The organism is Variovorax sp. RO1 (genome assembly GCF_002849325.1).
In the GTDB taxonomy this organism is placed as follows: Bacteria; Pseudomonadota; Gammaproteobacteria; order Burkholderiales; family Burkholderiaceae_C; genus Variovorax.
Genome location: NZ_PKMT01000010.1, coordinates 86,750 through 105,732, shown reverse-complemented (window position 1 = coordinate 105,732; position 18,983 = coordinate 86,750). Strand labels below are relative to the sequence as shown.

Genomic DNA, 18,983 nt, shown 5'->3' with positions numbered 1-18,983 from the left:
TCGGTCAGGCACTCAGGTCGCGCAGCTCGCGCTTGAGCACCTTGCCGATCGCGCTGCGCGGCAGCTCGTCGATGAAGCGCAGGCGCGCCAGCCGTTGCGTCTTGCCGACCTGCGCGTTGGCCCACTGCAGCAGCGCGTCTTCGGGGGTGGCGTCGCCTTCCCGGCGCACCACGAAGGCCACGGGCGTCTCGCCCCACTGCTCGGACGGCACGCCGACCACCGCCACGTCGGCCACCGCCGCGTGGCCGCGCAGCACGCCTTCGAGGTCGCTCGGGTAGATGTTGAAACCGCCGCTGATGATCATGTCCTTCTTGCGGTCGAACAGCGTGAGGAAGCCGTCGGCGTCGAAGCGGCCCACGTCGCCGGTGCGGATGAAGCGCTTGCCGGTGGCGTCGAACCATTCGGCCTCGCGCGTCTTCTCGGGCTGGCGGTGGTAGCCGGTCATCATGCCGGCCGAATGGCCCACGACCTCGCCGGCCACGTCGGTGTCGCCGCGCGGCAGCTCGTTGCCTTCTTCGTCGATCAGGCGGATGTCGCTGCCCGGCGCGGGCTGGCCCACGGTGTGCAGCTTGGTCGGGTTCAGGTGCGCCTCGAGGATGCAGGTGCCGCCGCCTTCGGTCATGCCGTAGAACTCGACCAACCCGCCAGGCCAGCGCTTGAGCACGTCGGCCTTGAGCGCCGCGTTGAAGGGCGCGCTGGTGCTGAACTTGTGGCGGAAGGTCGAGAGGTCGTGCGCGTCGAAGCGCGGGTGCGCCATCAGGCGCTGGTACTGCACCGGCACGAGCATGGTGTGCGTCACGTGGTGCTGCACGGCCAGCTGCAGGTAGCCCAGCGCGTCGAACTTGGGCATCAGCACCACGCAGCCGCCGAAGGCGATCGTGGGGAAGAACACCACCAGCGTGGTGTTGGAGTACAGCGGCGTCGACAGCAGCGTGACCGTCTCGGGGCCGTACTCGTACTTGGCGCCGCGCTGGATATGCGACCAGCGCATGCCGTGGCCCTGCACGATGCCCTTGGGCTCGCCGGTGGTGCCCGACGAATAGATGATGTTGAAGGCCCAGCCGGGCTGCACGTCGACGGGCTCCGGCTTCGCGCCGGGCGCCGCGAGCCAGTCGTCGAGGGCGCGGCCGACGTCGGAGCCGTCGAGCGCGATGTGCGGCAGGCCCGTGGCCTGTGCGGCGCCCACCACCTCGGCGGCCGAGGCGTCGGTGAACAGCAGGCGCGCGTCGGCGTCGGAGATCATGCGCGCCAGGCTGGCGGGCGCGGAGCCGGGGGCCAGCGGGGCCACCGCGACGCCCGCGCGCAGCGCGCCGAGGAACACGGCGGCATAGGGCACCGACGAGGCGGCGCAGACCGCAATGGCGTCGCCGGCGCGCAGGCCGTCGCGCTGCAGGGCGGCGGCGATGCGGTCCATGAGCGCGTCGAGCGCGCGGTAGTCGAGCGTCTGCTGGGCATCGGCCAGCGCGGGGCGATCGGGCGTGTGCTGGGCGTGGAGGCGGACCAGGTCGGCGAGCGTGCCGAAATCGCGCGCGGCGGCGTCCTGGAGGGCGGGGTGCAAGTTCAAGGTCGATCCTTCGTCTGAGGCCAGACGGCAGGATAGCGAAGAAGCCCGCCGCGGGGTGTGCCGCCCGCGACGAAACCCCGCTCAATCCCCGGTGTCGTCGCCCTGCTGCGCCACGTCGAACAGCGCGCGGATCAGCGGCCGGTCCTTGCGCACCGCGAGGCAGCACAGCGAGTAGCTGATCGAGAGCTCGGCGTCATCGATCTCCACCACCTTCAGGCCGGGCAGCGGAATGCATTCGATCTGCGTCACGAAGCCCACGCCCATGCCGTTGGCCACGGCGTGCAGGATGGCCTCGCGGCTGTTGATCTCCATCACGCAGTTCATCTGCACGCCCTGCTGCGCGCAGGCGCGCTCGACGCGGTGGCGCGTCTTGGAGCCGGGCTCGCGCAGGATCACGGGCTCGCCCGCGATGTCGCGCGTGGCGATGGTGCGTTTCTTGGCCCACGGGTGCTTCGCCGGCACCACGGCCACGATGCGCTCCACGCGGTACGGCACCTGGTGCAGGCCCTCGATCTCGGGCGGTTCGACGAGGATGCCGACGTCGATGTCGAAGTCCTGCAGCCCGCTGAGCGTGGAAGCTTCGGAGCCGATCGACACCGTCAGGTCGAGCCCGGCGTGGCTGCGCTTGAAGCTGCGCGCCAGCTCCAGCGCAATGGGCGGCGACACCGCGCCCACGCGCACCAGCCCCGTGCGCAGCTTGTGGGCGCGCTGCAGGAACTGCATCGCTTCTTCTTCCTGCCCGAACAGGCCCTGCGTGATCGCATACAGCTGCTCACCCGCGGCCGTGAGCCGCACGGCGCGCCCGCTGCGCAAGAACAGCTCGACGTTGAAGCGCTCCTCGAGCGCCTTGACCTGGTCGGTCACGGTGGGCTGGCCGATGTGCAGGTAGCGCGCGGCCGTGGTGAAACCGCCGGTCTTGGCGACGGCGTGGAAGCAGCGGATCCACTTGTAGTACTGGTGAAACATGGGGCGGTCGTGAGGGGCGTCGGTGCCGGGGGCGTGCACCGAGCCTCTCTCAGATTCGGCGCCTGCGCCTATGCAGGCTTACCCCAAGGCATCCATCGGTTTTGGACCGGTTGCACGCGCGAAATGCGATTGGACGCTCCGGCGCGCCGCTTCGACACTGCGGCCAGACAGAAACCGGAGACAAAAAACATGCCCCACGCTTACCGCAACCCCGTGTCCATTCATTCCGGGCGAGGCAGCCTCGAACGGCTGCCCTCGCTCCTGGCGGGCCGCCGCGTCGCGCTCGTCACCTTCCCCGAAGCCCGCGGGCTCGGCCTGGTCGACCGCCTGCAGGCGCTCTTGGGCGATGCCCTCGTCACCGTGATCGACGACGTGCGTCCCAACCCCGATGTCGCCCACCTGCGCGACCTGTACAACCGCTTCTGGCAATCGGACGCGCCCTGCGACGCCATCGTCGCGGTGGGCGGCGGCAGCGCCATCGACACGGCCAAGGCCCTGATGGTGGGCACGGCCAACGGGCAGTTCGACGAGCTCGTCGCGCTGCTGGCCACCGGCAAGCCCTTCGTGCCTGCCAGCGTCAAGCCGCTGATCGCCGTGCCGACCACCGCCGGCACCGGCAGCGAGGTGACGCCCTGGGCCACCATCTGGGACGCCGGCAACCAGAAGAAATATTCGCTGCACCTGGACGCCACCTGGCCCGAGGCCGCCATCGTCGACCCCGAGCTCATGCTCTCGGTGCCGGCGGGCACCACCGTGTCGACGGGGCTCGACGCGCTGTCGCACGCGCTCGAAGCGATCTGGAACGTCAACGCCAACCCGGTCTCCGACACCTTCGCCGTCTCGGCCGTGCGCGACATCTTCGACTGCCTGCCGGCGCTGCTGAAAGACCTGGGCAACCTCGACCTGCGCGAGCGCATGGCGCTGGCCGCGCTGAAGGCCGGCATGGCGTTTTCCAACACCAAGACGGCGCTGGCGCATTCCATCTCCTACGAGATGACGCTGCGCCACGGCCTGGCCCATGGCATCGCGTGCTCGTTCACGCTGCCGCTCGTGCTGGAGAAAGCCTGGGCCCGCTCGCCCGACCGCGACCAGACGCTGCAGCTGATCTTCGGCCCCGACCTGGCCACCGCCACACAGCGCCTGCGGGCATTCCTGCAGGGGCTTGGCGTGAAGACCGAGTTTGCCGACTATGGCGTGGCGGACAGCGAAGCGGCGGCCATGATCGCGCGTGCCATGGACGGCGCGCGCGGCAAGAACTTCATCGGCGCGGCGGCGTTGGCCTGACAGGCAGGGACTGCGCAGCGAGACAAGAGAGTCAGTAAGGCAAGACAGACAGCGATGCCGGCCATTTCGAGCCGGCCCCACGGGCCCCACGCCCGTCAAGACAAGGAGACATACCATGCAAGCGGCCAATCCCATCCTGCAGGCGGGCACCTACGCGTCCCCCCTCGACAATTCGTTCCGCAAGGCGCAGTGGCGGATGCTGCTCGCGGCCATGTTCTGCTACTTCTTCTTCTATACGGGGCGGCAGACCTTCGGCTTCGCCATCCCCGGCATCCAGAAGGAGTTCGGCCTCTCGAAGGAAATGCTCGGCTGGGCCTCGACCTCGCTGCTGTGGTGCTATGCCGTCGGGCAGGCCATCAACGGCAACCTGGGCGACAAGTTCGGCGGACGCCGCGTGATGACGGCCGGCGCCATCCTCTCGTGCGCCGCCAACTGGGTCGTGAGCTTCGCGGTCGGCTTCAAGAGCCTGGCGATTCCGTGGGGCATCAACGGCTACTTCCAGGCCCTGGGCTGGGCGCCGGGCAGCCGGCTGCTGTCGAACTGGTGGGGCGCGGGCGAGCGCGGCAAGGTCTACGGCTTCTACGTGTTCGCTGCCGGCTGCGCCTCGGTGCTGTCGTTCGTCACGTCGATCATCGTCGTCAACGTGCTGCACCTCGACTGGCGCTGGATCTTCCGGCTTCCCGTGCTGCTGATGCTGGTGGGCGGCATCGCCTTCTACCTGATCGCCCGTGAACGGCCCGAAGACATGGGCTTCAAGTCGCCCGACACCGGCGTGGCCAACAACAATCCGCAGGAAGCCCAGGCCGCCGTGGCCGACGGCGAGCCGCAAGAAAGCTCGTGGTCGCGCTACAAGGCCGTGCTCAGCAACCCCAAGCTGATGATCGCCGCGCTGGCCATCGGCTTCCAGAACGCCGCACGCTACGGCCTCATCGTCTGGGTGCCGGTGCACTTCCTGGGCAAGGACTGGGCCAAGGCCGCCGACGGCATGATCGATCCGGCCTGGATCTCGGTGGCGCTGCCCGTGGGCATGGCCTTCGGTGCGCTCACCAACGGCTGGATCTCCGACAAGGTGTTCGGCTCCAAGCGCTACAAGGCCATCGTGCTGTACATGCTGCTGGGCGCCGTCGCCTCGATGGGCATGTACCTGCTGCCCACCAGCATCTTCGGCCTGGGGCTGCTGTTCCTCGCTGGCTTCTTCGTCTACGGCCCGGCCTCGTCGTTCTGGGCCCTGTGCCCCGACCTCGTGGGTGCCAAGCGTGCCGGCACCGCCACCGGTGTCATGAACTTCTTCTCGTACCTGCTGGCCGGCCTGGGCGAACCGCTGATCGGCCGGATGCTGGACCACTCGGGCAGCACCTCGGTGGTGTTCCCCATCGTCGCGGGCAGCTGCCTCATCAGCGCCTTCATCGCGCTGTTCATCCGCCGCTGAAGCCGTCGCACCCCTACACACAACTTGCCAAGGAGTACCCCTTCATGAAATCCGATTCCCTCGAAGTGAACGGCCGCAGCTACCGCTGGATGGTCCGCCCGGTCGTCGTCGTCTGCGTCGACGGCTGCGAGCCGGCCTACCTCGATGCGGCCATTGCCGCCGGCGTCGCGCCCTACCTCGACACCATGCGCAAGGGCGGCGCCGACCTGCTCGCCGACTGCGTCGTGCCCTCGTTCACCAACCCCAACAACCTGTCGATCGTGACCGGCGCACCGCCCGCGGTGCACGGCATCTGCGGCAACTACTTCTTCGACCGCGAGCTGGGCCAGGAAGTGATGATGAACGACCCCAAGTACCTGCGCGCCGGCACCGTGCTGGCTGCGTTCGCCGATGCAGGCGCCAAGCTCGCAGTGATCACCGCCAAGGACAAGCTGCGCAAGCTGCTGGGTCACAAGATGAAGGGCATCTGCTTCTCGTCGGAGAAGTCGGATCAGGTGACGATGGAAGAGAACGGCATCGACAACGTGCTCGACATGGTCGGCATGCCGGTGCCTTCGGTCTACAGCGCCGAGCTGTCGGAGTTCGTGTTCGCCGCCGGTGTGAAGCTGATGGAGTCGCAGCGCCCCGACCTGATGTACCTGTCGACCACCGACTACGTGCAGCACAAGGCCGCGCCGGGCAGCCCCGCCGCCAACGCGTTCTATCAAATGATGGACGGCTACCTCGCGCAGCTCGATGCACTGGGCGCCACCATCGTGCTCACGGCCGACCACGGCATGAACGACAAGCACGGTGCTGACGGTTCGCCCAACGTGATCTATCTGCAGGACGTGCTCGACGACTGGTACGGCCCGGGCCGCGCCCGCGTGATCCTGCCGATCACCGACCCGTACGTGGTGCACCACGGCGCGCTCGGCTCCTTCGCGACCGTGTACGTGCCCGACGAGAACCAGGTGCCCGGCTGGATCGACCGCATCCAGCGCATCCCCGGCATGGAGTTCGTGCTCTCGCGCAAGGAGGCCGCACAGCGCTTCGAGCTGCCGCCGGACCGCATCGGCGACATCGTGGTGGTGAGCGAGCAGAGCACCGTCATCGGTACCTCGGCCACGCGCCACGACCTCTCGGCGCTCGAAGTGCCGCTGCGTTCGCACGGTGGTGTGTCCGAGCAGAAGGTGCCCCTGATCTGCAACCGCCCCGTCGCGGGCGTGGCGAGCACGCGCCGGCTGCGCAACTTCGATGCACTCGACCTCGCACTGAACCACGCCCAAGGCCCGCTGTTGGCCGCCGCCTGACCCCTTTTGACGGAGCATTCCATGAGCAAGTCTGACCATTCCGCCCTGAAGCCCGGCACCGTGTACCGCGAAGCGCTGCGCATCGCCGGCGAGAAAGTCCACCGCGACCGCACCATCGACGTCACCTACCCGTACACCGGCGAAGTGATCGCCACCGTGCCCAAGGCCACGCTGGACGACGTGCGCAACGCCCTGCGCATCGCCCGCGACTACAAGCCCACGCTCACGCGCTACGAGCGCTACAAGATCCTCATGCGCGCCGGCGAGATCATCGCCTCGCGCCTGGATGAAATGTCGCGCACCATCACGCTCGAGTCGGGCCTGTCGCGCAAGGACTCGCTGTACGAAGTGGGTCGCGCCTCCGACGTGCTGCTGTTCGCCGCCAACCAGGCGCTGGTCGACGACGGCCAGGTGTTCTCGTGCGACCTCACGCACCACGGCAAGAGCCGCAAGGTCTACACGATGCGCGAGCCGCTGTTGGGCGCCATCACCGCCATCACGCCGTTCAACCATCCGCTGAACCAGGTGATCCACAAGGTGGCGCCGGCCATTGCGACCAACAACCGCATCGTGCTCAAGCCCAGCGAGAAGACGCCGCTCACGGCCTTCCTGCTGGCCGACATCCTGTACGAGGCAGGCCTGCCACCGCAGATGCTGTCGGTGCTCACGGGCGACCCGAAGGAGATTGCCGACGAGCTGCTCACCAATGCCGACGTCGACCTCGTCACCTTCACCGGCGGCGTGCCCATCGGCAAGTACATCGCGGGCAAGGCCACCTACAAGCGCCAGATCCTGGAGCTGGGCGGCAACGACCCGATCATCGTGATGGAAGACGCGGACATTGAGGAGGCTGCGACGCTGGCTGCCAACGGTTCGTACAAGAACTCGGGCCAGCGCTGCACAGCGGTGAAGCGCATGCTGGTGCACGAGTCGGTCGCGGATCAGTTCGTCGAACTCCTGGTCGCCAAGACCCGCGCGCTGAAGTACGGCGACCCGATGGACCCCGACACCGACATGGGCACCGTGATCGACGAAGCGGCGGCCAAGCAATTCGAAGCCGTCGTGAACGAGGCCATCGCAGCCGGCGCCAAGCTCCTGTACGGCAACGAACGCCGCGGCGCGCTGTACTCGCCCACCGTGCTCGACCACGTCGACCCCGAGATGACCGTTGCCAAGCAAGAGACCTTCGGCCCCGTGTCGCCGGTCATCCGCTTCAAGAACATCGACGAGGCGATCCGCATCTCGAACGGCACGGCCTATGGGTTGTCGTCGTCGATCTGCACCAACCGGCTGGACTACATCACGCGCTTCATCCGCGAGCTGAACGTGGGCAGCGTGAACGTGCGCGAGGTGCCGGGCTACCGCCTGGAGCTCACGCCCTTCGGCGGCATCAAGGACTCGGGCCTGGGCTACAAGGAAGGCGTGCTCGAAGCCATGAAGAGCTTCACCAACACCAAGACCTACTCGCTGCCATGGTGACCGGCGCGGCGCACGAGGCGCATGGCGCATCGCGCGCCGTGCGTGAGACCCCACGGCCACCGCCGATGGCGCTGGCCGTGGCGGCCAAGTGGCTGTCGCGCTACAGCCGAACGCCTGCGCCTTCGTCCAAGGTGGTCGACACGGAAGGCGAGACCACAGGCGATGCAGATCGCACTGCTGCACGCTGGATCGCCTGAGCCGCTAATACGCGCGCATGCGCGTCAGCCGCGAGGATGTCGTCGAGGGTCTCGTGCGCCGATGCGGGCGCGTGCTGCAAGCAGTCTTCCACCACGCAAGCGATGTCGGTGTAGCGCAGGCGCCCGTTCAGGAACGCGTCGACCGCCGCTTCGTTCGCGGCATTGAGCGTGACGCTCGCCGCACAGCCGCTGCGCAGCACCTCCAGCGCCAGGCGCAGGCAGGGAAAGCGTTTCAGCTCGGGTGCTGCGAAGCTCAGATGGGCGAGCTGCAGGAAGTCCAACGGCGCCACGCCGGAGTCGATGCGTTCAGGCCAGGCCATCGCATGCGCGATCGGCGTGCGCATGTCGGGGCGGCCCAGTTGGGCCAGCACCGACTGGTCGGCATAGGCCACCATCGAATGGATCACGCTCTGCGGATGAATCACGACTTCGATGCGCTCGGGCGGCATCGCGAACAGCCAGCGTGCCTCGATGGTTTCGAGCCCCTTGTTCATCATCGTCGCGGAGTCGACCGAGATCTTGCGGCCCATGCGCCAGGTGGGATGCGCGCAGGCCTCGTCGGGCGTCACGCGGTCCAGCGCTTCGAGCGGCCGGTGCAGGAACGGCCCGCCGGACGCGGTGAGCACCAGCCGCTCGACGCCCGCGCCACGGACCGGTGCGCTCGCCAGGCACTGGAAGATCGCGTTGTGCTCGCTGTCCAGCGGCAACAACGTGGCGCCGTGCGCGGCGACCGTGCGCATGAACAGCGCGCCGGACATCACGAGTGCCTCCTTGTTCGCGAGCAGGATCTTCTTGCCCGCGCGCGCCGCCGCCAGCGACGACAACAAACCCGCCGCACCGACGATGGCCGCGACCACCGTGTCGCAGCCCGCCGACTGCGCCACCTCGCACAGCGCCTGCGGTCCGTGCATGACCTCGGTGCGCAGGCCGGCCGCGCGCAGACGGGCTTGCAGCTGCACCGCATCTTGCGCATCGTCGACCACCGCGACGTCGGGGCGGAAGGCGACGCAGCGCGTGAAGAGCTTGTCGAGGTTGCGGTGCGCCGTCAGCGCGTGCACCGCGAAGCGATCGGGGTGGCGCGCCACGAGGTCGAGCGTGCTGTCGCCGATCGATCCGGTGGCACCGAGCAGGGTGAGGCGTTGCGTGGTCATGGCGATGCCTTCACACGGCAGCAATCGGCACGACGCGCTCGTGCGACGGCACCGGCTTCATCCACGCGCGCAGCCGCTGGCCCGCCTCGGCATCGGCGCCGTAGCGCGCAGCCACGTAGGTCTCGACCAGCCGCGTGAAGTCGTCGGCGATGTGCTCGCCCTTGAGCGTCAGCGCGCGTTCGCCGTCGATGTAGACCGGCGCCACGGGCTGCTCGCCCGAGCCCGGCAGCGAGATGCCCAGGTGCGCGAGCCGGCTCTCGCCGGGGCCGTTGACCACGCAGCCCATCACCGCCACGTGCATGTCTTCCACGCCCGGAAAGCGCACGCGCCAGGCCGGCGCCTGCGCGTGCAGCCAGCCTTCGATCTGGCTGGCCAGCGACTGGAAGAAAGTGCTCGTGGTGCGCCCGCAGCCGGGGCAGGCCGTCACGCTGGGCGTGAAGGCGCGCAGCCCCATCGACTGCAAAATTTGTTGTGCCACCAGCACCTCGCGCGTGCGATCGCCGTTCGGCTCGGGCGTGAGCGACACGCGGATCGTGTCGCCGATGCCCTGCTGCAACAGCACGCCCATCGCGGTGGCCGAGGCGACGATGCCCTTGGAGCCCATGCCCGCTTCGGTCAGGCCCAGGTGCAGCGGGTAGTCGCAGCGCGCGGCGAGTTCGCGGTACACGGCGATGAGGTCTTGCCCCTGGCTCACCTTGGCCGACAGCACGATGCGGTCGCGCGGCAGGCCGACGTCTTCGGCGCGTGCCGCGTTCTCCAGCGCCGAGACGATGAGCGCCTGGCGCATCACCTCGTCGGCGGGTTGCGGCTGCGCGGCCTGCGCGTTCGCGTCCATCATGCGCGCCAGCAGCGCGGGGTCGAGGCTGCCCCAGTTCACGCCGATGCGCACCGGCTTGTCGTGGCGGCAGGCGATCTCGATGAGCTGACAGAACTGTTCGTCGCGCTTGGCGCCCCGGCCGACATTGCCGGGGTTGATGCGGTACTTGGCCAGTGCCTGCGCGCAGTCGGGGTACTGCGCGAGCAGGCGGTGGCCGTTGAAATGAAAGTCGCCCACCAGCGGCACATGCACCTGCTGGCGCGCGAGCGCATCGCGGATCGGCGCGACCTGCACGGCGGCCTCTTCGTTGTTGACCGTGAGGCGCACCAGCTCGGCCCCCGCACGCGCGAGCGCGGCCACTTGCGCCACGGTGGCGGCCGCGTCGGCGGTATCGGTGTTGGTCATGGCCTGCACGGCCACGGGCGCGTCGCCGCCGATGCGCACGGTGCCGACGCGCACCTGCCGCGAGAGGCGGCGTGCGACCGGCGGTTTCATGGCGTGACCGCTTCAGGCGCGAGTTCGGCCGGCAGCCGGAACACCACGTGCTCCTCGCGCCCGGGCAGCGTCATCAGTTCCACGTCGGCCAGTCGGCGCAGCGCGGCGACCACGTCCTGCACCATGGTCTCGGGTGCCGACGCGCCGGCCGTGACGCCCACCGCGGCGGCGTCGCGCACCCAGTCGGGCTTGAGTTCGCTGCCTTGTGCGATGAGGTAGCTGCGCACGCCGGCCTGCGCCGCGATCTCGCGCAGGCGCTGCGAGTTGGAGCTGTTCTGCGCGCCGACCACCAGCACCACGTCGACCTGCTGGCTCAGCTCGCGCACAGCCGTCTGCCGGTTCTGCGTGGCGTAGCAGATGTCGCGCGTGTCGGGCCCCACGATCTGCGGAAAGCGCCGCTGCAGCGCATCGATGATGCCGCGCGTGTCGTCCACCGACAGCGTGGTCTGCGTGATGTAGGCCAGCGGCGTGTCGGCATCGAGCGGCAGCGCGTCCACGTCGGCCTCGGTCTGCACCAGCCTGACCGGCGCGGGAATCTGCCCGAGCGTGCCCGTCACCTCGGGGTGCCCAGCGTGGCCGATGAGGATCAGCGCATAGCCCTTGGCGGCATAGCGACGCCCCTGTTCGTGCACCTTGGTGACGAGCGGGCAGGTCGCGTCGATCGCACGCAGGCCGCGTTCGCGTGCTTCGACTTCCACCGCGTGGCTCACACCGTGCGCACTGAAGATCGCGACGGCGTCGGCGGGCACCTCGGCGAGCTCTTCGACGAACACCGCGCCTTGTGCCTTCAGGTCGTCGACGACGTGCTTGTTGTGGACGATCTCGTGGCGCACGTAGACGGGCGTGCCGTGGCGCCGCAGCGCGTGTTCCACCGTGTCGATGGCCCGCACGACGCCGGCGCAGAAACCACGGGGCTGGGCAAGGATGACGCGCATGGTGGGTTTCCTCGAAAGGTTGAATGGGCGACGGGGGAGGTCATCGCGCGTCCTCCTGCGCAGGCCGGTCCGTGGCCGAAGGCTTCACGCCCGGAAAGTCGTACGAATAGAACTGCTGCACCCAGCGTTGGTACAGCGCGGCAGGCCGTTCCTCGGCCATCAGCCTGAAGCTTCCCGGATGGCCCCGGTGCTCCCAGACGCTCGTGTCCTGGCCCGCCGTGCGGTCGGCCCACACGCCCGCGACCAGTCTCATCAGCGCATAGAGCGGCGACTGAATCGCTGCAGGCCAGCGCGCAAAGCGCTCGACTCTCATGGCCGTGACCATGCGCAGGGACCAGCGCAAATGCGCATCGGGTGTCGCATATCCCAGTACGCAGAGCTCCAGGCCGAGCGAAGGCAGCGTGAAGTGCCCGTACAGGTTGCCCGCGTCGTAGTTGGTGAGATGCAGAAAGAAGGGCCTGCCCAGCAACCTGGCGGAAAACCGGACCACCAGCAGGTTGTCGACGACGTCGGCCGACATCTGCGGTTGCCGGAAGTTGTGGATCGTGTCGAAGTGGACCAGGTCGACGCTGTTTTCTCCCGAGTTCTGGAAATACCCGCCATGTTCCTGGTGCACCCAGGCCGGCCGGCTCCAGCCGGTCAGGTCGTGCGTCGGCGGCTCCCATGAGGGGGCGAGTCCTTCCTGATGCACCCAGGTGAAGATGACACCGTTGCGCTCCCGCATGTGCCGTGCGGTCAGCGCCATGCGGGGCACGGCCCCGGCGCGGCCCGTGTGCACGCAGCCGCCCTCGGGACCGAACTGCATGTGATGGAAGGGGCACACCAGGTTGTCTCCCTCGACCCGGCCGCCGTGCCCCAGGTGCGCGCCCATGTGGGGACAGTAGGGCTCGACCACGCGGGCGAGGCCCGATTGCGTGCGGTAGAGGACGATGTCGCGACCCATCAGCGGCTTGACCAGCACCGCACCGCGCTGGAGTTCGTGGCTGAAGCAGACGGCGAACCACCCGTTCGGGTCGGGCAGCACCGCACGCGCGTCACCGGGCAGGGACTTCATGTGCGCGGTCATCGGCGGGCGGCTGCTCAGGGCGGCGGGCGGGGACTCGTCGCCGGCGGGATGCACCCTGCGCAAGGGCGATTCCCTCATGACATGGATGGTCGATTCGGACATGGCGGCAGCTCCGGGGTCGATGACATTCGGACGGTGCGTCGGCACGCTCAGGCGCCGGCCGGAACCGTTTCCTGGAGGCGGTGCGCTTGGCGTCCGGCACCGCGCCGCAACGGGTCGTGCTCCCACCACCAGGCCAGCGCCGGCACCGGGATCGGCGTGCCGTCGTCGGGTGGCAGGGCGCTCGCCAGGTCGCCGCCTTCGTAGGCGCGTTCGCCGCTCACGCCGTTCCTGAAGCGGTAGCGGTCGTTGTTCTGGATCCAGTGGAATCCGCCGCGCACGTAGCCGTCGAGCCCGCGGATGTAGTCGCGGACTTCGGGTGCCGCGTCCGAGAGCATGTCTTCCCGCAGCCGCAGGTACAGGCTGAAGACGCTGTTGCGCAGCCCGATGGCCTCGCGGATCGTGTCTTCCTGCGCGAGGCCGCGGCGGTGATGGATCCACGCGCAGAGGCTGTGCTGGCGACCGTCGGGTTCGCGCGCCAGTTCCTTGCCGTAGGAGTAGATGTCGCTGTCCCAGACGATGAGCATCGCCGCCATCTCCATCATGGCCATCATGCGGCGGCTCTCCATGTCCTGCTGGCTGATGGCGTTGACCGACGCGATGTGCGCCAGCGTCGGAAAGACGATGCCGCCGCCGGAGGCCAGCCGCAGCGTCGCGCAGTCGTTGAACTCGCGCGGCGCGTCGTGCGCCAGCTTGTTCATTTCGACGAAAAAGTAGCCGCGCTGGGCATTGACGAACCGCGCACCATGCAGCGGCGATGCCAGGGCGTCCATGCGCCGGCGCAGGTCGCGCAGCGCCAGGGCGAACTTGTCGTTGGGGTCGATGGTGTATTCGGGGCACTCGATGGCGCGCTGCATGCGGTGCATGGCGAGGGTGGAGTCCGCGGGCCTGCGGCTCATCTCGCCTTCGTCGCAGTACTCGTCATCGAAGGCGAAGGCCCAGATGGTGTAGTCGGCCATGACCTGCAGCAGGGCGTCGGATTTCGCCGTCGGGTACATGAGGGCGGCGAGGCGGCCGCACTCGGTGTGGGTCAGGCGCTCGCAATGCGCGTCGTCGCTGTAGAGCTTCCACTTGATCATCCATGCGGCGGTGGCCGCGTCGAACTTCGGGCTGTCGGGATAGACGGCGAAGGGGAGCGGGCACGCAATTTCTGGCAGTCGGACGGGCTTCATGGAGGGTCTTTCAAGAAGTGATGCGCGGCATGCGCGCAGGACGGTGGAAGTTCAGTGCGCGCGGTGGACGACCAGGTCGACCAGTTGTGCGAGGCGCCGGGCATGCGGCCCGAATGGCGCGAGCGCGACATGGGCCTGCTCGCGCAATTCGGCGGCCAGCGCGCGCGAGGCGTCGAGGCCGAGCATCGACACGCAGGTCGGCTTGTCGTCGTATGCGTCCTTGCCTGCGGTCTTGCCCAGCGTGGCCGTGTCGGCGGTTGCATCGAGGATGTCGTCGACGACCTGGAAGGCCAGGCCGACCGCGTGGCTGTAGTCGTCGAGCGCGCGGTACAGCGCAGCGTTCGACGGCACGTCGGCCACGCCGCACAGCGCGCCCATGCGCACCGCCGCGCGAATCAGGGCGCCGGTCTTCATGCGGTGCATCTGCTCGAGCGCGGGCTGGCTCAATGACCGGCCCGCGCTTTGCAAATCGATGGCCTGGCCGCCCACGAGTTGGCGCGAGCCGGCCGCCTCCGCCAGCTCGCGCACCAGCGCGATGCGGCGCTCGGCCGGCAGCGACAGCTCGCTCAAGGTTAGGAAGGCCTGCGCCTGCAGCGCATCGCCCACGAGGATGGCCGTGGCCTCGTCGTAGGCCACATGCACGGTCGGCTTGCCGCGGCGCAAGTCGTCGTCATCCATCGCGGGCAGGTCGTCGTGCACGAGCGAGTAGACGTGGACCATCTCGATCGCCGCGCCTGTGGCGTCGAGCGCGTCTTGCGGCGCATCAGCCAGTGCGCCCGCGGCCTGGCACAACAAAGGGCGGATGCGCTTGCCGCCACCGAGTGCGGCATAGCGCAACGCCTCGTGCAGGCGCGCGGGCAAGGTGTCGGAGGCCGGCAGCAGCGCGGCGAGCGCGTGCTCGGTGCGCCGGACGGTGTCGCGCGTCCAGAGGTCGAAGGTGCCGGCCGGGCCGTCGTCCGACGCCGGGACCTCGCAGGCTTTGTCTTGCAACAGCGCTTCAGGAGTCATTGCGGTCTCCTGCATTCAGCCCGCCGAGGCGGGCGCGGCCGGCCCGCCGCCGTCGAAGCAAGGGGCCGTGTCTTCCGCGCTGAGGCAGCGGTAGCGCTCGTCGATCCGGTGCCATTCGAGGATGCCGGTCTGGTAGTGGATCAGCGCCTCGATGTAGCGTGCGATCTCCGGCGTGGCGTCTTGCAGCAACTGCTCGCGCAGCCGCACGAACAGACCCATGACGCGGTCGTGCATGGCGTTGAGCCAGGTCAGCGCCTGCATGCCGTCGCACCCGAACTCGCGCCGGACGGCGTCGATCACGTTGTGGCCGCGCGTGTCCAGGCTGGCGCGCATGCTCTCCTTGGCATAGGAGAAGAACTCGTTTTCCCAGACCACCAGCGTGGCGGCCATTTCGGTCATGGCCACGATCCTGCGGTCAAGGTAGGTGGTCTGGTCGATGTCGATGCCGGCCACCACGTGCCGCAGCACCGGAAAGATCATGCCGCCGCCGCCGGTGAGGCGCAGCAGGACGCATTCGCTCAGGGTCGGAGACATGCAGGCGGCCTTCACCATCTCGGCCATGAAGTACCCCTTCTGCGCCTCGATCACGCGCCCTACCTGCACCGGCGTGGCATGGCGCTCGAGGCGGATGCGCAGTTCCTGCATCGACAGGCTGTAGCGGTCCGTCGGATCGACCGGGTACTCGGGGCACTCGAGGGCACGGCTCATGCGTGCGGCGGCCATGATCATGGCTTCCGGCTTCTTCGTGACGGGCGCTTCGTCGCACCATTCGTCGTCGTAGGCGAAGGCCCAGGCCATCCAGTCGGACGCGATCTGGATGAGCGCGTCGGTGCCGGTCGGATAGGCCAGCGCGGCCAGGCGCCCCCAGCCTGCGCGCACCATGCGGCGCTTCTGGGGCTCGTCCCAGTAGAGCTCCCAGTGTTCGAGCCAGTCCGCGGTGTCCTTGTCGAACTGCGCCACCTTGGGATGCATGACGTGCTGGAACGGGCAGTACATCGGGGGAAGCGTGATCAAGGTTCTCATGGGGTTCACCGGGTTCCTTCCGAAGGGACGGCGCAATGCGCACCGGTTCAGGACGCGGACCTGCGCGCAATCACGCTGTACGTCGACACCTTGTTCTTGATCAGCGCCACGGACCAGTTCTCGGCCAGCACGCGCAGCTCTTCGAGTGGCGCGGGGATGTTGTTGGCGGTGAAGTGGCGCTCGATGTTGGCCTTGGAGTCCATGAGCCAGTGCGCCACGTCGATGTTGGACGGCAGCACCTGCATGTCCTGTACCGGAAAGCCGTTGTCTTCCAGCACCTGGCGGAAGTACGCGGGCGTCTTGCGGTGCTTGCAGGCCAGGCGGTCGACCTCGTCGGAGGTGTCCGACTTGTAGTTGTCCGGCGCCACGTTGTAGAGGTTGTCCGAAATGATCACCTGCCCGCCGGGACGCACGCGCGTGGCGAGCTTCTTCATCGTGCGTTCGTACAGGTCGTCCGGAAAGTGCGAGATCACCCCGCGGATGATCACCAGGTCGTAGGGCACCTGCGGGTCGGGCAGCAGGTCGACGTCCTGTGCGTTGCACTGGTAGAGCGTGATGCGGTCGGTGAGGCCCTGCTCGGTGTGGAAGCGCGCGCAGTGCTCCAGCTGGGAGCGGCTGACGTTCACGCCTTCGAGGCGCTGGCATTCCGGGAAGCGCGTGGCCAGGTGCTTGAGGATGTAGCCCCAGCCGCAGCCGATGTCCAGGATGCGGTGGACGGGGCGGCGGTCGGGGCCGGTCAGCCCCGCCAGCTTCAGCTGCCGGTCGAAGTACTTGATGCCCGATTCGTCCAGCGAGATCGGCTGCGGCGATTCGGGGTCGTCGTACACGCCGAACTGGAACAGCAGGCAGTCGCCGATGGCCTTGCGCCAGTCCTCGGGGTTGTCCTGATAGGTGTATTCGACCTTGGCCTGGTAGGCGCTGACCTCGGTGCCGCGGATCACGCGCAGCGAGGGCGGGGCGGGCGTATCGATACGGCGGGCGGTGGCTGTGCTCATCGGGTTCTCCTGTGGCGATTTCAACGAAGGGAACGGTGGGTTTTCTTTCAGGAAACGAGGCTCATGCGAGCCGTGCGGAACGCGGGGGCGTTGGCATCGAAGAACGCCTGGATCGACTGCACCAGCCCGTCGGCGTCGAGGCCGTGGGCAGCAAGCAACTTGGCGCAGTCGCCGTGCTCGACGAACTGGTCGGGCAGGCCGAGTTGCAGCGACGGAATCAGCACGCCTTGCGCCGCGAGCGACTCGAGGCAGGCGGCGCCGGCGCCTCCCATCACGCAGCCTTCTTCGACGGTGACGAGCACGTCGTGCGTCTCGGCGAGCGACAGCACCAGACCAGCATCGAGCGGCTTGATGAAGCGCATGTTGGCGACGGTGGCGTCGAGCCGTTCGGCGGCGGCCAGGCTGGGCGCGACCATGGTGCCGAAGGCGAGGATGGCGATGCGTGCGCCCATGGGCTGCGTCGACTCGCGCCGCACGTGGCCGCGGCCGATGGGCAGCGGCTGCATCTGCCGCACGGGCAGCGCGCCGGGCCCGCTGCCGCGCGGGTAGCGCACGGCGGCGGGGCCGTCGTGGCGCAGCGCGGTGTGCAGCATCTGGCGGCACTCGTTCTCGTCGGACGCGGCCATCACGACGAGGTTCGGAATGCAGCGCAGGTAGGCGATGTCGAAGGCGCCCATGTGGGTCGCGCCGTCGGCACCGACGATGCCGGCGCGGTCGACCGCGAACACGACCGGCAGGTTCTGCAAGGCCACGTCGTGGATCAGCTGGTCGTAGGCGCGCTGCAGGAAGGTCGAGTAGATAGCGACCACGGGTCGCATCCCCGCCGCTGCCAGCCCCGCAGCGAAGGTCACGGCGTGCTGTTCGGCGATGCCGACGTCGAAATAACGCTCGGGGAAGCGGCGCTCGAAGTCCATCAGGGCCGAGCCCTCGCGCATGGCCGGCGTGATGGCGACCACGCGCGCATCGGCGTCGGCCTCGTCGCAGAGCCAATCGCTGAAGACCTGGGCGTAGGTCGGCTTCGCAGGCGTGGTGGCCGGGGCGGTCTTGATGCCGACGGCGGGGTCGAACTTGCCGGGGCCGTGGTAGAGGACCGGGTCCTGCTCCGCCGGGCGGTAGCCGTGGCCCTTCTGCGTGACGATGTGCAGCAGCTGCGGGCCGGGCTGCGCCTGCAACCGCTGCAGGGCGGGGACGAGAGCGCCCAGGTCGTGGCCGTCGATGGGGCCGGTGTAGTGGAAGCCGAATTGCTCGAACAGGGTGGCGGGTGACAGGCCGAGGTCCGAGGGCTCGCAGGGGGCCAGCGACGGGCGCATGGCACGCAATCTTTGCCGGCAGGCTTCATTGGCGCTGGCATAAGCACGCTCTGAAATCAATCCGCCCAGATAAAGGCGCAGCATGCCGACGGGCGGTGAAATCGACATGTCGTTGTCGTTCAATATCACCAATAAACGGCCGCAAGCCTGCGTATTGTTCATGGCCTCGAAGGCCATGCCGGCGCTCAAAGCGCCGTCGCCGATCACTGCAATGGCGTGCTCGGTTGAATTGGAAATTCGGGCGGCCTGTGCAAATCCCAGGGCGGCGGAAATTGACGTGCTGGAATGCGCGGTGCCGAAATGGTCGTGCTCGGATTCGGTGCGGCGCGGAAATCCGGAAATACCGCCGAATTGGCGCAAGGTGGCCATGCCCTGGCGCCGGCCGGTCAGGATCTTGTGGGCGTAGCTCTGGTGGCCCACGTCCCACACGATGCGGTCGCGCGGGGTGTCGAACACGTAGTGCAGGGCGACCGTCAGCTCGACGGTGCCGAGGTTGGAGGCGAAGTGGCCGCCCGTGCGGGACACGCTGTCGACGATGAAGGTCCGCAGTTCATCCGCAAGGCCCGGCAATTGCGCGATGCCGAGCTGGCGCAGCGAATGAGGCGAGTCGATGGCTTCGAGCAAGGCATGCATTCCAGTTTCTCCGTGGGGATGGAAACGCGCGGGCCGTGATGAATGAATTCTTCGTGCGATGCGGATCT

At 68.3% G+C, this 18,983-nt stretch carries 15 protein-coding genes; 4 read left to right on the top strand and 11 right to left on the bottom strand.

Annotated elements, in window-relative coordinates:
• Window positions 1-4 precede the first annotated feature (4 nt).
• Together CY658_RS31215 and CY658_RS31210 are read right to left on the bottom strand one after the other, a co-directional pair.
• Window positions 5-1,558, bottom strand: coding sequence for a class I adenylate-forming enzyme family protein (locus CY658_RS31215; RefSeq protein ID WP_101493887.1), 1,554 nt, complete (start codon window positions 1,556-1,558; stop codon window positions 5-7).
• Window positions 1,559-1,645: 87 nt separating this feature from the next.
• Entirely contained in the window at window positions 1,646-2,530 is an 885-nt protein-coding gene (locus tag CY658_RS31210) for a LysR substrate-binding domain-containing protein (RefSeq protein WP_101493853.1), read from the bottom strand.
• A gap of 189 nt (window positions 2,531-2,719) precedes the next feature.
• On the opposite strand from CY658_RS31210, the gene psrA reads away from it, so the two are divergent.
• From psrA to phnY, 4 genes are all read left to right on the top strand, one after another.
• Window positions 2,720-3,814 carry an iron-containing alcohol dehydrogenase PsrA gene (psrA, locus tag CY658_RS31205; RefSeq protein WP_101493852.1) on the top strand — a complete coding sequence of 365 codons (1,095 nt, stop codon included), beginning with the start codon at window positions 2,720-2,722 and terminating at the stop codon, window positions 3,812-3,814.
• Between the two features lie 115 nt (window positions 3,815-3,929).
• Window positions 3,930-5,243, top strand: coding sequence for an MFS transporter (locus CY658_RS31200; protein ID WP_101493851.1), 1,314 nt, complete (start codon window positions 3,930-3,932; stop codon window positions 5,241-5,243).
• A gap of 44 nt (window positions 5,244-5,287) precedes the next feature.
• Window positions 5,288-6,535 carry a phosphonoacetate hydrolase gene (gene phnA, locus CY658_RS31195; protein WP_101493850.1) on the top strand — a complete coding sequence of 416 codons (1,248 nt, stop codon included), beginning with the start codon at window positions 5,288-5,290 and terminating at the stop codon, window positions 6,533-6,535.
• Between the two features lie 21 nt (window positions 6,536-6,556).
• Entirely contained in the window at window positions 6,557-8,014 is a 1,458-nt protein-coding gene (gene phnY / locus CY658_RS31190) for a phosphonoacetaldehyde dehydrogenase (RefSeq protein WP_101493849.1), read from the top strand.
• 100 nt (window positions 8,015-8,114) lie between these two features.
• Here phnY and ispC read toward each other — a convergent pair whose 3' ends face one another.
• The 9 genes from ispC to dxs all read right to left on the bottom strand — a co-directional run bounded on the left by ispC (window position 8,115) and on the right by dxs (window position 18,915).
• The gene (gene ispC, locus CY658_RS31185) at window positions 8,115-9,362 is read right to left on the bottom strand and encodes a 1-deoxy-D-xylulose-5-phosphate reductoisomerase (RefSeq protein ID WP_101493848.1); all 1,248 of its coding nucleotides are present in this window, start codon (window positions 9,360-9,362) and stop codon (window positions 8,115-8,117) included.
• Window positions 9,363-9,372: 10 nt separating this feature from the next.
• A complete protein-coding gene (gene ispG, locus CY658_RS31180; protein ID WP_101493847.1) occupies window positions 9,373-10,674 on the bottom strand; it encodes a flavodoxin-dependent (E)-4-hydroxy-3-methylbut-2-enyl-diphosphate synthase in 1,302 nt (433 codons plus the stop codon).
• Entirely contained in the window at window positions 10,671-11,609 is a 939-nt protein-coding gene (ispH, locus tag CY658_RS31175) for a 4-hydroxy-3-methylbut-2-enyl diphosphate reductase (protein WP_101493846.1), read from the bottom strand. Before ispH ends, ispG begins: the two co-directional genes overlap by 4 nt.
• Window positions 11,610-11,649: 40 nt before the next feature.
• The gene (locus tag CY658_RS31170) at window positions 11,650-12,663 is read right to left on the bottom strand and encodes a Rieske 2Fe-2S domain-containing protein (RefSeq protein ID WP_180839094.1); all 1,014 of its coding nucleotides are present in this window, start codon (window positions 12,661-12,663) and stop codon (window positions 11,650-11,652) included.
• 161 nt (window positions 12,664-12,824) lie between these two features.
• A complete protein-coding gene (locus tag CY658_RS31165; RefSeq protein WP_101493844.1) occupies window positions 12,825-13,946 on the bottom strand; it encodes a terpene synthase family protein in 1,122 nt (373 codons plus the stop codon).
• A 51-nt stretch (window positions 13,947-13,997) separates the two neighbouring features.
• Window positions 13,998-14,954 (bottom strand): polyprenyl synthetase family protein, encoded by a 957-nt coding sequence (locus tag CY658_RS31160; RefSeq protein ID WP_101493843.1) that lies wholly within the window; start codon window positions 14,952-14,954, stop codon window positions 13,998-14,000.
• A gap of 15 nt (window positions 14,955-14,969) precedes the next feature.
• Window positions 14,970-15,977, bottom strand: coding sequence for a terpene synthase family protein (locus tag CY658_RS31155; RefSeq protein WP_180839093.1), 1,008 nt, complete (start codon window positions 15,975-15,977; stop codon window positions 14,970-14,972).
• 47 nt (window positions 15,978-16,024) lie between these two features.
• Window positions 16,025-16,972 (bottom strand): SAM-dependent methyltransferase, encoded by a 948-nt coding sequence (locus CY658_RS31150; protein WP_101493842.1) that lies wholly within the window; start codon window positions 16,970-16,972, stop codon window positions 16,025-16,027.
• A gap of 47 nt (window positions 16,973-17,019) precedes the next feature.
• Complete coding sequence (dxs, locus tag CY658_RS31145) at window positions 17,020-18,915, bottom strand: 1-deoxy-D-xylulose-5-phosphate synthase (protein ID WP_101493841.1); 1,896 nt, start codon at window positions 18,913-18,915, stop codon at window positions 17,020-17,022.
• Window positions 18,916-18,983 lie beyond the last annotated feature (68 nt).

Bases quoted from the DNA above. Each gene is read 5' to 3' on its own strand.
- CY658_RS31210 (WP_101493853.1), bottom strand. From the start codon at position 2,530: ATGTTTCACCAGTACTACAAGTGGATCCGCTGCTTCCACGCCGTCGCC.
- psrA (WP_101493852.1), top strand. From the start codon at position 2,720: ATGCCCCACGCTTACCGCAACCCCGTGTCCATTCATTCCGGGCGAGGC.
- CY658_RS31200 (WP_101493851.1), top strand. From the start codon at position 3,930: ATGCAAGCGGCCAATCCCATCCTGCAGGCGGGCACCTACGCGTCCCCC.
- phnA (WP_101493850.1), top strand. From the start codon at position 5,288: ATGAAATCCGATTCCCTCGAAGTGAACGGCCGCAGCTACCGCTGGATG.
- phnY (WP_101493849.1), top strand. From the start codon at position 6,557: ATGAGCAAGTCTGACCATTCCGCCCTGAAGCCCGGCACCGTGTACCGC.
- ispC (WP_101493848.1), bottom strand. From the start codon at position 9,362: ATGACCACGCAACGCCTCACCCTGCTCGGTGCCACCGGATCGATCGGC.
- ispG (WP_101493847.1), bottom strand. From the start codon at position 10,674: ATGAAACCGCCGGTCGCACGCCGCCTCTCGCGGCAGGTGCGCGTCGGC.
- ispH (WP_101493846.1), bottom strand. From the start codon at position 11,609: ATGCGCGTCATCCTTGCCCAGCCCCGTGGTTTCTGCGCCGGCGTCGTG.
- CY658_RS31170 (WP_180839094.1), bottom strand. From the start codon at position 12,663: ATGAAGTCCCTGCCCGGTGACGCGCGTGCGGTGCTGCCCGACCCGAAC.
- CY658_RS31165 (WP_101493844.1), bottom strand. From the start codon at position 13,946: ATGAAGCCCGTCCGACTGCCAGAAATTGCGTGCCCGCTCCCCTTCGCC.
- CY658_RS31160 (WP_101493843.1), bottom strand. From the start codon at position 14,954: ATGACTCCTGAAGCGCTGTTGCAAGACAAAGCCTGCGAGGTCCCGGCG.
- CY658_RS31155 (WP_180839093.1), bottom strand. From the start codon at position 15,977: ATGAGAACCTTGATCACGCTTCCCCCGATGTACTGCCCGTTCCAGCAC.
- CY658_RS31150 (WP_101493842.1), bottom strand. From the start codon at position 16,972: ATGAGCACAGCCACCGCCCGCCGTATCGATACGCCCGCCCCGCCCTCG.
- dxs (WP_101493841.1), bottom strand. From the start codon at position 18,915: ATGCATGCCTTGCTCGAAGCCATCGACTCGCCTCATTCGCTGCGCCAG.